Genomic DNA, 16,506 nt, shown 5'->3' with positions numbered 1-16,506 from the left:
AGTCCTTTCGCTGTCGATCCGGTCAGGCACGGCCGTCACCGAGGGCCATGCGGACCAGACCGTCCACATCCATGTCCGCGATCGATTCAGCCGCGATCGATTCCGGCTCGTCCGATGTCGGTCGCTGTGACGGCGGCTCCCCCAGTCGCAGCAGCGCGTCGAGCAGGCCGGCCGAGCGCAGGCGCTGCGGCGAGATCGCCGCGAGCATGCGGCGCACCGATTCGTCGTCGATGGCGCCGGACCCGTTGCCGGGATCGGCTGCCGGTGCTGTTGTCGCAGGGGCCAGGCGTTCGGCGATGTAGGCCGCCACGGCCTCGGGTGTCGGATGGTCGAAGACGAGTGTCGCGGGCAATCGCAATCCGGTCACCGCGGTGAGCTGGTTGCGCAGTTCGACCGCGGTCAGCGAGTCGAATCCGAGCTCTTGGAAGGCGAGTTCCGGATCGACCTCGGCCACACCGGGATACCGGAGCACGCGGGCGACCTTCTCCCGGACGAGGTCTTCCAGCAACGTCTTCCGCTCCCGCGCATTCACCTCGGTGAGGCGGCGGCGCAGGGTGTTCGCTTCGGCGGCAACGGCGGTGGCTGCCATCGGCCGGACCACACCGCGGATCAGGCCACGCAGCAAGGCGGGCACTTCGGCGGCTGTGGCCGGACGCTGCCGGCCCAGGTCCAGGCGCACGGGCACCAGCAAGGCCGAGTCCTGGCGCAGTACCGCATCGAACAGTGCGAGACCCTCGGCGTCGGAGAAGGCCGCGACACCGCCGCGGGTCATCCGCTCACGTCCGGCGTCGCCGAGACCGCCGGTCATGGCGCTGCGTTGCTCCCACAGCCCCCACGCGATGGATTGCGCGGGCAGGCCCTGTGCGCGCCGGCTGCTCGCCAGGGCGTCCAGGAACGCGTTGGCGGCGGCGTAATTGGCCTGTCCCGCATTGCCGATGACACCGGCGGCTGAGGAGAACAAAAGGAACGCGGACAGCGGTAGATCGCGCGTCAGCTCGTGCAGGTGCAGGGCGCCGTCGACCTTGGGCCGCAAGACCGTGGCGAGGCGCTCGGGGGTCATGGACGGCACGATCCCGTCGTCCAGCACGCCCGCCGCGTGCACGACAGCGGTCAGCGGATGCGCCGGGGAAACCTGCGCCAGAGCCGCCGCGAGCTGCCCGCGGTCCGCGACATCGCAGGCGACGAACTCCGCTCGGGCACCGAGCGCGCCGAGATCGGCGGCCAGCGCGGCGGCCTCCGGTGTGTCCGCACCCCGGCGGCCGAGCAGAAGCAGTCTGCGAATCCCGTACTCGCGCACCAGATGCCGCGCCACCAGTCCACCGAGCACACCGCTCGCGCCGGTGATCAGGACCGTGCCCGACGGATCGAACGGTGCGGCGTCCGCGGCGGGCGCGGGGGCCCGCATCAGCCTGGCGGCGCGCAAACCGCCTGCGCGGACGGCGATCTGCGGCTCGCCGGCAGCCAGCCCCGCGGGCAGCAGCGCGAGCAATTCCACCGGGTCCGCGGCGTCGGCCAGCACGAAGCGATCCGGATATTCGGATTGTGCCGAGCGGACGAGTCCACGCAATGCCGCGCTCGCCAGGTCGGGTGTGCCCTCGCCGGGAGACACCTCGACGGCACCGCTGGTCACCAAGACCAGGCGGCTGTCCGCGTACCGATCGTCGGCCAGCCACTGCTGGATCAACGCCAGCCCGTTCGCCGTCACTGCCCGCACGGATGCGGAATCGACACCGGTGCAGCGGCATTCGATGAGGACCGCGTCCGGTACCGGCGCACCTCGGTCGATCGCGGCGCCGAGGGCACCGAGGTCGGCATAGGTATCCGGCAGCACCGACAGCGCCCCGAATTCGGGTGCCTGCCGGTCGGATCCGGCTTCGAGATCGGCGCGGGTGTGCAGCGGCGCGAGGGCCGCCCACCGCCCGGCGGCGGGTAGCTCGTTGCCGAGGCCGGGCAATGGCGTCCAGTCCACACGGAACAAGGCGTCGGGTGCCCCGGTGACGCGCAGGGCGTCGGTGCGGATCGGGCGGACCGCCAAGGCTTCGACCGAAGCAACCGCGTGGCCGTGGAAGTCGGTGGCGTGGATGGTCACATCGCCGTCAGGGGCGAAGGACAGGCGGATCCGGAGCTGTGTCGCTCCGGCCGCGTACAGGGTCACCTGGTTCCAGGAGAACGGGACTCGCGCCGTGCCGGCCTCGGGCTCGGTTCCGTCGGTGGCGCCCAGCCAGATGCCGTGGAGCGCGGCATCGAGCAGGGCGGGGTGGATGCCATAGGAGATGGCGGCCAGGTCGTCGTCTTCCGGCAGGCGGATTTCGGTGAAGACCTCGTTGTCGCGGCGCCAGGCGGCGCGGACGCTGCGGAAGGCGGGGCCGTAGTGGTAGCCGGATTCTCCGAAACGGTCGTAGAGGTCCTCGACCGGGATCGGTGTGGCTCCCGGCGGCGGCCAGGCCTCCGACTCGGCGGCGGGCGGGGTGGCGTGCTCGGTCACGGTGCCGGCGGCATGGCGGATCCAGCGGGGATCCGGTCCGTCGTCCGGCCGGGAGTGGATGGTGAGGGTGCGTTCGCCTGCCTCGTCAGGCGCGCCGACTCGCACTTGAATGCGCACCGCCGCAGTGGCGGGCAGGACGAGCGGCGCTTCCAGGGTCAGTTCGCCGAGTACGGCGCAGCCTGCTTCGGCGGCGGCGTGCAGTGCCAGTTCGACGAAGGCGGCACCGGGCAGCAGCACCACATCGGAGATGGCGTGGTCGGCCAGCCACGGGTGGGTGCGGATGGAAAGCCTTCCACTGCAGAGGATCTCACCGGTGTCGGCGACCTCCGCGGTGACACTCAGTAGCGGATGTCCGGCCGTGTCCAGGCCTGCGGCAGCCACGTCGGCACCGCCTGCTCCGGCGGTGGGCAGCGCCCAGTAGTGGCGATGCTGGAAGGGATAGGTCGGCAGGTCGGTGCGCTGGGTGTTCGGGAAGAACGCCTGCCAGTTCACCGGTCGGCCGCAGGACCATGCCTCGCCGAGGGAGAGCAGCAGCCTGCGCAGGTCGCCCTCGTCCCGGCGCAGGGTGCCGAGTACGGAACCGTCGCGCTCGGCGGCGTCGAGGGTTTCCTCGATCGGGATGGTCAGTACCGGGTGGGGACTGACTTCGAGGAAGGTGCTGTAGCCCTGTTCCGCCAGGGCGCGCACGGCAGGTTCGAAACCGACTGTGCGACGAAGGTTTTCATACCAGTAGGCAGCACCCATGACACTGGTGTCGAGCCACTCCCCCGTCACCGTGGAGTACAGCGGGATATCGGCGGCGATCGGCGTGATCGTGTCCAGAGCGCGGAGCAGCCCCGATTCGATCCGTTCCACCTGCGCCGAGTGCGAGGCATAGTCCACATCGATGCGCCGGGCCCGGATACCGTCGCTGTCACAGGCTTTCAGCAGTTCCGTGATCGCGGCGGTCTCACCCGAGACGACCACGGCCGCAGGCCCGTTCACCGCGGCGACCGACAGTCGTTCTGCCCAGGAGGCGAGCAGCTGTTCCACTTGCGGTAGCGGCAGCGCGATCGACACCATCCCGCCGGATCCGGCGAGTTCGCCGATCGCGCGCGAGCGCAACGCCACTACCTTGGCGCCGTCGGCCAGTGTCAAGCCGCCGGCGACGACGGCCGCGGCGATCTCACCTTGGGAGTGGCCGATCACCGCGTCGGGCTCGACACCGTGGGAGCGCCAGACGGCGGCCAGCGACACCATGACCGCGAACAGCACCGGCTGCACCACGTCCACCCGGTCCAGCGGCGCGGCCGAGCGGATCATCTCGAGCAGTGACCAGTCGACATGAGCGGACAGGGCGGCATCGCATTCGGCCATCCGATCGGCGAACACCGGTGACTCGGCGAGGAGATCCCGCGCCATGCCCGCCCATTGAGAGCCCTGCCCCGGAAAGACGAATACCGTCCGCCCCTCGGTGTCTTGTACGCCGGATACCGTTGCGGGCGTGTCGGTTCCGTCGGCCACGGCCTGCAGGGCGGCGGTAAGTTCGCTGCCGCCGCCGACCAGTACGCGGCGATGCGCGAACGCGGTGCGCCCAGCAAGCGTCAGCCCGATCGCGGCGGCGTCCGCACTGCCGGCCGAATCCACGTGCTCCCGCAGCCGCATCGCCTGGTCCGCGAGCGCCTCGGGGGTTCGGGCGGACAGCACCCACGCCATTGGCCCGCGCGCCGAATTCTCCTGCGCGGCTTCCGATTCCGGCGCCTGCTCCAGGACGACGTGCGCGTTCGTGCCGCTGAGTCCGAAGGAGGATACGGCCGCCCGCCGTACCCGTCCGGTCTCCGGCCACGGCAGCTGTTCGGTCGCGAGAGCGACCGCACCCGTGTCCCAGTCGACGTGGCTGGTCGCGCGGTCGATGTGCAGCGTGCGCGGAACCTGCGCGGTGCGCAGTGCCAGCACCATTTTCATGACCCCGGCAACGCCGGAGGCAGCCTGGGTGTGGCCGATGTTCGACTTGAGCGACCCGATCAGCACCGGTCGCTCAGTGGGTCGATCCTGACCGTAAGTGGCCAATAGCGCTTGCGCTTCGATCGGGTCACCGAGGGTGGTGCCGGTGCCGTGCGCCTCCACCACATCGACGTCCGCGGCAGACAGCCCCGCATCAGCCAGCGCAGCCCGGATAACGCGCTGCTGCGAAGGACCATTGGGTGCGGACAGCCCGTTGCTGGCGCCATCGGAGTTCACGGCCGAACCGCGCAGTACAGCCAGCACCGGATGCCCGTTGCGTCGAGCATCGGAGAGGCGCTCGACGAGCAGAACGCCGACCCCTTCGCCCATACCCATACCGTCGGCCGCCTCAGCGAAAGCCTTGCACCGCCCATCGGCCGCGAGTCCGCGCTGCCGGGAGAAGCTCAGAATCGCACCCGGCGTGGACATCACCGCGACACCGCCGACCAGCGCCAGCGTGCAGTCGCCGCCACGCAGTGCACGCATCGCGGTATGCAGCGCCACCAGCGAGGACGAGCACGCGGTATCGACCGTGATGGCGGGGCCCTCGAGACCGAAGGTGTAAGCGATGCGGCCGGACACGATGCTCGGCGCGCTGCCGGTGAGCAGATGCCCCTCGCCCTCCCCGGACCTGGCGACAGCGGCGCCGTAGTCACCGTAGTTGACGCCGACGTAGACGCCGGTCCGGGAACCGCGCAAGGCGTCGGGGTCCAGGCCCGCGCGTTCCATTGCCTCCCAGGAGGTTTCGAGCAGCAGCCGCTGCTGCGGATCCATCGCGACCGCCTCGCGCGGCGAGATGCCGAAGAAGCCCGCGTCGAATTCTCCCGCGCCGGAGAGGAATCCACCGTGCCGTGTGGTCGTGGTGCCGGGGTTGTCCGGGTCCGGATCGTAGAGTTCTTCCTCCCCCGGCCAGCCTCGATCGGAGGGGAAGCCGCAGACTGTGTCGCCGCCCTCGCGCAGCAGTTGCCACAGTTTGTCCGGGGTGTCGATGCCACCGGGCAGGCGGCAGCTCATGGCGACAATCGCGATCGGATCATCGTCGTCCGTGGCATCGGACGTCACGGGCGTGGAATCGGCTGCCTGCGAGCCGAACAGTTCGGTTTCGAGGTATGCCGCGAGCGCGGTCGACGACGGGTGATCGAAGACCAGCGAGGAGGGCAGCCGCAGTCCGGTCACAGCATTGAGCCGGTTGCGCAGCTCGACCGCGGTCAACGAGGCGAAGCCCAATTCCTGGAATGCCTTGCCCGGCGGCACTTGTCGCGGCGAATCATGGCCGAGGACCGCGGCCGCTTGGGCTCGGACCAGGTCGAGCAGGCCTCGTGCCCGCTCGGGCGCGGACTGCCGCTCCAGCCGCCGGCGCAGCTGTGCCGCAACCGGATCCGACGTTTCGGCGGTCGAGCCCCGCAGTGCGCCGCGGGCCTCGGGAATGCTGCGCAGTAGCGCGCTGGGACGATGCGATGCGAAGACAGGAGCGAACCTCTCCCAGTCCACATCGGCGATCGCGACAACCGTCTCGTCGTCGTCGAGGATCTGCTGCAGAGCGGCGACGGCCGTCCCCGGGTCCATGCGGCGCAGGCCGTGCTCGTCCAGCTTGAACAGGTCAGTGTCCTGCGCGATTCCGGGATCGCCGGTCCGCCAGACACCCCAGTCCACGGTGGTCGCGGTCAGTCCGCGGGCTCGGCGATGCTGAGCCAGTGCATGCAGGTAGGCGTTTCCCGCGGCATAGGCGCCGTGATCACCACTGCCCCACAGGCCTGCGATCGAGGAGATCAGCACGAAGGCGTCGAGGTCCCTGTCGAGCAAGGCGTCCAGATGGGCGGCACCGGCAGCCTTGGCCGCCACCACATCAGCGAACGCTCCGATCGGGGCGGTCGCGAGCGGCGCGAGGGCGATGAACGCGGCCGCGTGCACCACCGCGGTGACCGGCGTGCCCTGCGCATCGAGTTCCGCGAGCAGCCGCTCGACCTGCTCGCGATCGGCGATATCGCACACAGGCATGCTCAGCCGCGCGCCCAGTGCGGTGACATCGGCACGCAGCTGCCCGGCGGTCGGCGTGTCCGCGCCACGACGGCCAGGCAGCACCACATGCTCGGCGCCACCGCGCGCCAGCCAGCGAGCGAGATGCCCACCCACGGCACCGGTCCCACCGGTCAGCAGCACGGTGCCACGCGGACGCCACGGCTGACGGTCCCGACTGTCGGGCCCGGCCGGCGCAGTGTCACCCGATCCCGCGACGGGGCGAACTGCCGCTGGACGGGGGGCGCGCACCAACCTCCGGGCGAACAATCCGCCCGGCCGCAGCGCAAGCTGATCTTCACCCGCGACATCGCCCGCCCCGCTCAAGGCAGCGCCGAAGCGCAGCCGCGCGAGATCATCCGGTTCCGCCGGCAGATCCAGCAGCCCACCCCACCGCTGAGGGTGTTCGAGGGCGGCAACCAAGCCGGTACCCCAAACCATCGCCTGCCGAGGAGCGTTGAGCGGATCGGCAGCGCCGGTGGTGACCGCGCCGGCGGTCACACACCACAGCGGAGCCGTCCAGCCGGCATCCGAAAGCGCTTGCAGCAGAGCGACAGTCAATGCCAGGCCCGCAGGCAGAGCCGGATACTGCGGGTGCGGATGCTCGGCGACGGCCAGCAGCGAGATGATGCCGGTCGGCGCGGGACGGTCAGCGAAGCGCGCGGCAGTCCCCTCACAGTCGACGAGCCGCGCGGCGATCCGTTTGCGGTCGGCGTCGGTGTCGGCGAGTTCGATGTGGTCGACCTCGGCGCCGAGGTCGGTCAGGGTGCGCGTGATCCATCGGGCGTGAGTGGATTCGCCCTCCCCTGCGGGCAGCACGAGTAACCACCGACCGGTGAGAACCGCCGCGGACGGGTCGGCGAGGCGGCGCCATGCGATGCGATAGCGCAGTGGGTCAACGGGTTCGGTGCGGCCTCGACGCCAGGCGTCGAGCGCGGGCAGCACCTTCGCGAGCGGTTCGGCATCGACGGCGAGCACCCTGGCCATTTCGTCCGGGTCGCCACGGTCGACGAGATCCCAGAAGCCGTTGTCGGCGGGGACGCCGCGGTCGCTGGTCGGCTCGGCGGGTTCCGGCCAGTAGCGCCGCTCCTGGAATGGGTAGGTGGGCAGGGCGACCGTGTGGGCGCCGGCGAAAGCTGTTGTCCAGTCGATGGTTACGCCGCGCACCCAGAGTTCGGCTGCGGCGGCCAGTACCTGCCGCAGATCACCTTCGTCGCGCCGGAGAGTGCCTGTCACCGCTGCGGCGTGCAGGCCCGCGGCCTCGATGGTGTCCTGGATCGGCATGGTCAGGACAGGGTGCGGAGAGGCCTCGACGAATACGTCGTGTCCCTGTCGCGCCAGGGTCTCGATTGCGGTGTCGAATCGAACGGTGTTGCGCAGGTTGCGATACCAGTAGCCGGCGTCCATCTCGGCGGTGTCCAGCCAGTCGCCGGTGAGGGTCGAGAACAATGGGATGCGGCCGGTCTGCGGTGCGATATCGGCGAGCACCGTCAGCAGCTCATCGCGGATCGCTTCGACGTGGGCCGAGTGCGAGGCGTAGTCGACGGGCACCGTTGTGGCGCGCACGCCGCGTTCGGTGCAGTGGGCGACCAGTTCGGCGAGGGCGTCCGGATCACCGGAGACGACGACCGCGGCGGGCCCGTTGACGGCCGCCACCGAGAGACGACCACTCCAGGCGGCGATCGCTGTCTCGGCGGCGTCGCGCCCGAGTGCCAGGGCCACCATTCCGCCGCGTCCGGCCAACGCACCGATCGCGCGACTGCGCAGCGCGACCACCTTCGCGCCGTCTGCGAGGGAGAGCCCGCCCGCCACCACTGCGGCCGCGATCTCGCCCTGGCTGTGCCCGACGACCGCGGCGGGCTCGATGCCCCACGAACGCCACAGCGCCGCAAGGGAAACCATCATCGCGAACAAAGCGGGCTGCACGACATCGACGCGCTCGAGCGACGGCGCATCGGGCACACCACGCAGAATGTCGGTCAGCGACCAGTCCACCAGCCCGGTCAGGGCCTGCTCGCATTCGGCGATCGAGGCGGCGAAAACCGGTGACTCCGTGAGGAGAGCGCGGGCCATGCCCTCCCACTGGGCACCTTGCCCGGGGAACACCAGGGCAGTCCGGCCGACGTTCGAGTCGGCCTCGCCGACAACGATATTCGACGCACTCGATCGACCCACCGCGTCAGCGTCGCGAGCGATCGCACCCAGACCGGCGAGCAGCTCGGCGCGATCCGACGCGATCACAGTGGCACGATGTTCGAAGGCCGTCCGAGTGGTGGCCAACGAGAACCCGATATCAGCCAGCTCCGGGCACGATTCGGCGGACAGTAAGCCGGACAGTCGCACTGCCTGATCGCGCAGTGCGGCGGGAGTGCGACCAGCCAGCAGGTACGGAGCGGCGGGTACATGCGGCCGGTGATCGCCGGCTTCAGAGGCCGGTTCGAGGGCGGGTGCCTGTTCGAGGATCACGTGGGCGTTGGTACCGCTCATGCCGAAAGCTGAAACGCCCGCGCGCCTGGGTCTTCCGGTCTGCGGCCACGGGCGGCTCGCGGTGAGAAGCCGGACATTGCCGGCCGACCAATCGACGTGCGTGGTGGGTTCGGTGATGTGCAGCGAGCCCGGCAGGATGCCGTGTTCGAGGGACAGCACGGTTTTGATGACGCCCGCCACTCCGGCCGCGGCCTGGGTGTGGCCGATGTTCGATTTCAGGGAGCCCAGCCACAGCGGCCGGTCCGCAGGCCGGTCCTGGCCGTAGGTGGCCAACAGCGCGTCCGCTTCGATGGGGTCGCCCAATGTGGTTCCGGTGCCGTGGGCTTCGACGGCGTCCACATCCGCGGCGGTGAGTCCGGCATCGGCCAGCGCGGCCCGCAGCAGGCGCTGCTGGGAGGGTCCGTTCGGGGCGGTCAGGCCGTTGCTGGCGCCGTCCTGGTTGAGGGCCGATCCGCGGATCACGGCCAGCACCGGATGCCCGTTGCGTTGTGCGTCCGAAAGCCGTTCCAGCAGCAGGACTCCGACGCCTTCACCCCAGCCGGTGCCGTCCGCGGTGGCCGAGAACGCCTTGCAGCGGCCGTCGGCGGACATCGCGCCCTGCCTGCCGAATTCGGCGTAGACCAGCGGCAGCGACATCACCGTGACGCCGGTGGCCAGGGCCAGCGTGCATTCGCGCCGGCGCAGGGCCTGGGTGGCCAGGTGCACGCTGACGAGTGAGGACGAGCATGCGGTGTCCACCGTCAGCGCCGGTCCTTCGAGCCCGAGCGCATAGGACACGCGACCCGCCAGCACGCTCATCGAGTTGCCGGTGACGATGAAGTTCCGTACGGCCTCAGGGGCGGCCAGGGCCACCTGGGCGTATCCCTGGTCGACGGCAGCGGCGTAGATGCCGGTGGCGCTGCCGCGCAGGGCCGCCGGATCGATGCCGGCGCGCTCGATGGCCTCCCAGACGGCGGTCAGCAGGAGTCTTTGCTGCGGATCCATCGCGGTCGCCTCGTGCGGGGAGACCGCGAAGAACGCGGCATCGAAGTCGGCGACCCCGTCGATGAAAGCGCCACGGCACGACACATTTCCGGCGCTGAGTTGTGCGAGATCCCAGCCGCGGTCCTCCGGCACCGCAGTGGTCGTGTCACGCCCCTCGGTCAGCAGCTCCCACAGTTGTTCGGGAGTGCGTACGCCGCCGGGGAAGCGGCAGCTCATGGCGACGATCGCGATCGGTTCGTGTCCGGCGCCCTCGGCGTCGGCGAGTTGCCGGCGGGTGCGCTGCAGGTCGATCGTGACCCGATTCAGGTATTCACGAAGCTTCTGCTCGGTCACCGTGCTCCTACGATTCGTCGGGGACCACGCCGGTCCACTGTCACGGGCCTCACGAGATGCCCAGTTCCTTGTCGATGAGGTCGAAGAGTTCGTCATTGCTGGCGGACTCGATGGCCTGTTCCGGTGGTGCGCCAACGGATTCCGTGCCGAGCGCTTCGACCCGTGCGAGGGCGCGGCGCAATCGAGTGGCCAGTTCGGCGGGCAGGGCCGACTCGCCTTGCGGGAGCAGGGCGTCGAGCTGGGCCTCGAGCCGGCCCAGCTCGGTGAGCAGCGGCGGGACCGGTGGCGCTGCCGGGGCGGACGCGGCGACCTTGCCGAGCAGGAACCGAGTCAGCGCCTCCGGGGTGGGATGGTCGAACACGAGGGCCGCCGGCAGCCGTACCCCGACCGCATTCGCCAGTCGATTGCGCAGTTCGACGCCGGTCAGTGAGTCGAAGCCGAGGTCCTTGAACGGGCGCGCCGGGTGGATCTCCGCGGCCGAGGCGTGGGCCAGCACGGCCGCGGCATTGCCGCGCACGACGTCGAGGAGGATCCGGTGTGCCTCGGCCGGGACGAGACTCGCCAGTCGATCGGCCAGGCCCGCGGCCGTGGTCCCGGCATCGTCCCGGACCCGGCGCAGGGTCTCCCGGGGTGCGCGGGCCAGGCCACTGAGCAGGGGCGGGACTCCGGTTCCGGCGGTAAGGCGGGAGCGATCGAGCCGGGCGGCGAACACGTACGGATGCACCGAACCGCAGGCCGCGTCGAACAGTGCGAGTCCCTCGGCCGAGGTCAGCGCGCCGATTCCCGAGCGGGACATGCGCTTTTCTTCGGCACGGGCCACGGTGGCGGTCAGCTCGCTGCGTTCTTCCCACAGACCCCAGCCGATCGAAACGCCCGGCAGGCCCTGCGCACGCCGCTCGGCCGCGAGGGCGTCCAGTGCGGCGTTGGCGGCGGCATAGTTCGCCTGGCCCGCACCGCCGAGTAGTGCGGCCCCGGAGGAGAACAGGACGAACGCCGCGAGTTCGCGGTTCCGGGTCAGCTCGTGCAGGGCGAAGGCGGCATCCACCTTCGGGCGCCATACCCGTTCCATCTGTTCCGGAGTGAGCGCGCCGACGACGCCGTCGTCGAGGGCGCCCGCGGCGTGCACGACGGCAGTGAGCGGATGGTCCGCCGGAATGGCGTCCAGTACGGCCGCGAGGGCACGCCGATCAGTGACATCGCAGGCGAGAATCGTGGCTTCGGTGCCGAGTTCGGCTAGGTCCGTAATGAGTTCGATCGCACCCGGCGCCTCCGCGCCGCGGCGGCTGAGCAGGATCTGGTGCCGCACACCATATTCGGATGCCAGGTGCCGGGCGACGAGCCGGCCGAGCGTACCGGTTCCGCCGGTGATCAGCACGGTGCCGGACGGATCGATCGGTGTGGGCACCACCAGTACGTTCTTGCCGATGTGCCGCGCCTTGCTCAGATGCCGGAAGGCCGCCGGCGCCCGGCGGACGTCCCAGCAGGTGATGGGCAAGGGCGTGAGCACGCCCTGCTCGAACAGCGCCAGCACCTCGGCGAGCATCTCGCCGATGCGCCGCGGACCCGCCTGCACCAGGTCGAAGGCCTGGTATCGCACGCCCGGGTATCGGCTCGCGACCTCCTCGGCGTCACGTACGTCGGTCTTGCCCATCTCCACGAAGGCGCCACCGCGCGGCAGCAGTCCGAGTGAGGCGTCGACGAATTCCCGTGCCAGGCAGTCGAGTACGACATCCATGCCGCGGCCGTCGGTGGCATCCAGGAAATGTTCCGCGAATTCCAGCGTCCGGGTGGACGCCAGGTGTGAGTCGTCGAATCCATTGGCGCGCAGTACGTCCCATTTCCCTGGGCCGGCCGTGCCGAAGACCTCCGCACCGGCATGTCGGGCGAGCTGCACCGCAGCCATACCGACACCGCCGGTGGCGGCGTGCACCAGCACAGACTGTCCGCGCCGGAGGCCACCCAGGTCGAACAGGCCGTAGTAGGCGGTGAGGAACGCAATCGGCGCGGACGCCGCCTGCGCGAACGACCAGCCTGCCGGAATTCGAGCGACGGTCGCGCGCTCGGCAACGACGACCGGGCCGAACGCCCCACCGAAGACACCCAGCACGCGGTCACCGGGCGCCAAATCGGTCACCCCGGGCCCGATTTCGAGGACTGTGCCCGCACCTTCACTGCCGACGGTGGGCTGGTCGGGGTCGAGGCCCAAGGAGACGACGACATCGTGGAAGTTGAGCCCGGCGGCACGCACGGCAATGCGTACCTGCCCCGGCCGCAGCGGAACCAGCGCATCGGGTGCGGGCAGCAGCGCCAACCCGTCGACCGCGGTATCGCCCGCTATCCCCAATCGCCAGGCTGGTTCGTCGGGCGGAGTGAGTACGTCGCGGGCATCGGCGGTCAGCCGCGGCACGAACAATTCGCCGGCGCGAACCGCGTATTGACTCTCCGCGGCCCCCGCGGCGGACAGCGCTGTCACCAGTACGTTCAGCGATACGGGCTGCGCGTCGAGGTCCGCGAGCACGAATCGTCCGGGATGTTCGATCTGCGCGGTACGCAGCAGGCCCCACACACCGGATTCCGTCCAGTTCGCGTCGCGGTCCCCCGGCCCGATCCGAATCGCGCCCCGCGTGATGACCACCAAGGTCGACTCCGCGAACCGTTCGTCGGCCAGCCAGCCTTGCACCAGCGCAAGCGCACGAACAGTGTTGGCCTGCAGCGCATCCTGCGGCTGCTCGTCACTGCCGCCCGAAACGTTCGCCAGCACGAACGCAGGAATCGTCTCCCCGCCCGCGCTCAACGCCGCGAGGTCCGGCCACCCCCTCGCCGCGGGCAGCATCGCCTGCATAGCGTCGCCGAGCACCGCACAATCACTCACGCCCTCCGGACCACCGAACTCTGCCGTGGATCCGCCGGGTGTAAGCGCGGATTCGCCCACGCCGAACGCTGATTCACCCGGCAGAGGGGCGGATTCGCCAGGGCCTGATGCGAACTCGACAGCGCCGAGCGCTGACCGACTCGGCACCGATGCGGATTCGCCGGAGCGAGATGCGAATTCATCCGCGCCGAAGACCGATTCGCCGGAGCCGGGGGCAGGTGTCCACTCCACGTGGAGCAATCCCCTTGCGGCCGGGGTGGCAGGGCGGAGACCGCCGGCGGGCAACGGGCGCAGCGCCAAGGAGTCGGCGGTCAGGACCGTACGGCCGGTCAGATCGCGGGCCTCCAGCGATACTTCCTCTGCGCCGTGGGCGGTGATCCGCACCCGGAGTGTGGATGCACCGGCGGCGCGCACAGTCACCCCGGTCCATGAGAACGGGAGGCGGGCAACGTCATCGCGGCCGGGCAGCAGCGCGGAGGCTTGCAGGGCCGCGTCCAGCAGCGCCGGGTGCAGGAGGTAGCCGTCGCCGTCGCGCTGCCGGGGCAGGGCGATCTCGGCGAAGATCTCGCCGTGGTGGCGCCAGGCTGCGCGCACGCCGCGGAAGGTCGGTCCGTAATGATATCCGACGGTGGCGAACCGGTCGTAAAGCTCGGAGGTGTCGAGCGGTTCGGCATCGGCGGGTGGCCAGGCCACAATGCTGTCGTCCGGATCATGGTCGTGCGGGGCGAGTGTGCCCGTGGCGTGGGCCGTCCACTCTCGCTCGGCATCCCAGCCGTCCGTGGCGGTGCCCTGGTCGGGTCGGCCATGCACGCTCAACGGCCGATGCCCGTCCGGTCCGGCCGGGCCGACTCGTACCTGCAGGCGCAGTGCGCCGTGCTCGGGCACAGTGAGCGGGGTCTGCAGGGTGAGCTCGTCGATCAGGCCGCATCCCACCTCGTCCGCGGCGCGGAGCGCGAGTTCGAGGAACGCGGTGCCGGGCAGCAGAGTGACGCCCGATACCGCGTGTTCGGCCAGCCAGGGCGTGGTCGAGCGAGACAGCAGGCCGGTGAACAGTTGTTCGTCGGAGTCGGCGAGGTCCACGGCGGCGCCGAGCAGAGGATGGCCGGTGGCGGCAAGTCCTGCGGCAGCCACATCGGCCGGGCCGGTGGCGGCGTCGAGCCAGTATCGGGTGCGCTCGAACGGATAAGTGGGCAGATCAACCCGGCGGGCCTTGGGGTACAGGGCGTTCCAGTCGAGGTCGACACCGCCCGCATGCGCTTCGCCGAGTGAGAGCAGCAACCGATCGAGGCCGCCCTCCCCGCGCCGCAGCGTGCCCGTCACCACGGCGGAGGGTGCGGAATCCGCCAGCGTCTCACCGATTCCGGTCGTGAGCACCGGATGCGGGCTGATCTCCAGGAAGGTGGTGTGGCCGGTGCCCGCGAGCGCACGGACGGCCGGTTCGAAGCCGACCGTGCCGCGCAGATTGCGGAACCAGTATTCGGCGGAGAGTTCGGTGCCGGTCAGCCAGGTGGCGTCGAGTGTGGAATACATCGGCACCCGGCAGGTTCCGGGCCGGAGGCCGTCGAGTGCCGTGATCAGCTCGTCTCGGATCGCGTCGACGTGCACGGAATGCGAGGCGTAGTCGACCTCGATGCGGCGTGCACGGACCCCGTCTCGTTCGCAGGCAGCCAGCAGCTCGTCCACCGCGCCCGGATCACCGGCCACCACAGTGGCGGCGGGACCGTTGACAGCGGCGACGGAGAGGCCATCACCGTTAACCTCCAACAGGATTCGCACCTCATCCGCGGGCAGGGATACCGACGCCATAGCGCCCTTGCCGGCGATCGCGCGCAGCAGCCGGCTGCGCAGTGCGACAACCTTCGCGCCGTCCTCGAGCGACAGTGCGCCCGCCACCACGGCGGCAGCGATCTCACCCTGGGAATGACCGAGGACGGCATCCGGCTCCACGCCGTATCCGCGCCAGGTCGCCGCGAGCGAGACCATGACGGCGAACAGCGCGGGCTGGACCAGGTCCACCTGTTCCAGCGCGACCGGATCCCGAAGAATCTCCACGAGCGCACAGTCGATGTATTGCGCGAGGGCGCGTTCACACGCCGCCATCGACTCCGCGAAGATCGCACTGGCGTCGAGCAATTCGAGCGCCATACCCGCCCATTGCGCGCCTTGACCGGGGAAGACGAAGACCGTGCGGCCGACCTCTCCACCGGCGCCCTCCACAACGGCGGCGGCGGGGGTGTCCGCGGCGAGTGCCCGCAGTCCGGTAGTCAATTGCGCGCGGTCGCCGACAAATACCGCGCGGTGCGGATGCCGGGTGCGCGCGACGGCGAGGGACAGTCCGACATCGGCGCACGGCAATTCGGGCCGCGCGTCGATGTGTTGCAGCAGCTGCTCGGCCTGTGCCCGCAGTGCCCCCGCAGACCGGGCGGACAACACCCAAGCGACCGGCGGCTCACCGGGTGATGCGGGGTGAGTTGCGGGCTCGACGTTTCCGTCGGCCCGCGCCGGTTCGGCGGGTCCGGGCGCCTGCTCGAGTACCACGTGCGCGTTCGTTCCACTCACACCGAACGCCGAGACGGCACCACGGCGCGGGCGTCCGGTCACCGGCCAATCCTGCGACTCCGACAGCAGCCGCACCGCGCCGGTGGACCAATCCACTTGGGAGGACGGCTGATCCACGTGCAAGGTCGCCGGCAGTACACCGTGTCGCAGCGCCTGCACCATCTTGATGACGCCGCCGACGCCGGCTGCCGCGGAGGTGTGCCCGATATTGGACTTCAAGGATCCCAGCCACAGCGGCGCACGATCGCCGCGATCCTGGCCGTAGGTCGCCAATAGGGCCTGCGCCTCGATCGGATCGCCGAGTTTGGTGCCCGTGCCGTGGCCTTCGACCACGTCCACGTCCGCGGTGGTCAGGCGGGCGTCCGCGAGCGCCGCCTGGATCACCCGCTGTTGCGCGGGCCCGTTCGGGGCGGTCAGGCCGTTGGATGCGCCGTCCTGGTTGACGGCCGAGCCGCGTACCACGGCCAGTACCCGGTGCCCGGCGGCCATCGCGTCCGAAAGGCGTTCCAGCAGCAGCACACCCACGCCTTCACCGAAGCCGGTGCCGTCGGCCGCGTCGGCGAAGGCCTTGCAGCGACCGTCAGGGGCCAGCCCGCGCTGCCGACTGAACACCACGAACAGTTCCGGGCTGTTCATCACCGTGACGCCGCCGGCCAACGCCATATCGCACTCCCCTGCTCGCAGGGACCGCACCGCGAGATGCAGCGACACCAGCGACGACGAGCAGGCGGTATCCACGGTCACCGCGGGCCCTTCGAGCCCGAGGACGTAGGAGACGCGGCCGGAG

General features: G+C 70.4%; 2 protein-coding genes (1 of these 2 cut by a window edge). Both read right to left on the bottom strand.

The window, feature by feature from the left end; all coding sequences use genetic code 11:
* Nucleotides 1-22 precede the first annotated feature (22 nt).
* Nucleotides 23-10,288 carry a type I polyketide synthase gene (locus ACIP5Y_RS19110; RefSeq protein WP_400351578.1) on the bottom strand — a complete coding sequence of 3,422 codons (10,266 nt, stop codon included), beginning with the start codon at nucleotides 10,286-10,288 and terminating at the stop codon, nucleotides 23-25.
* Nucleotides 10,289-10,337: 49 nt separating this feature from the next.
* Nucleotides 10,338-16,506, bottom strand: the 3' portion of a protein-coding gene (locus ACIP5Y_RS19105; RefSeq protein WP_400351577.1) for an SDR family NAD(P)-dependent oxidoreductase. Its footprint extends 5,939 nt past the window's final position; only the last 6,169 of its 12,108 coding nucleotides appear in the window; the start codon falls outside the window, past its right edge; it ends in the stop codon at nucleotides 10,338-10,340.

The organism is Nocardia sp. NPDC088792, assembly GCF_044750615.1.
Lineage (GTDB): Bacteria > Actinomycetota > Actinomycetes > Mycobacteriales > Mycobacteriaceae > Nocardia.
This window is presented reverse-complemented; position numbering and strand designations above follow the sequence as displayed.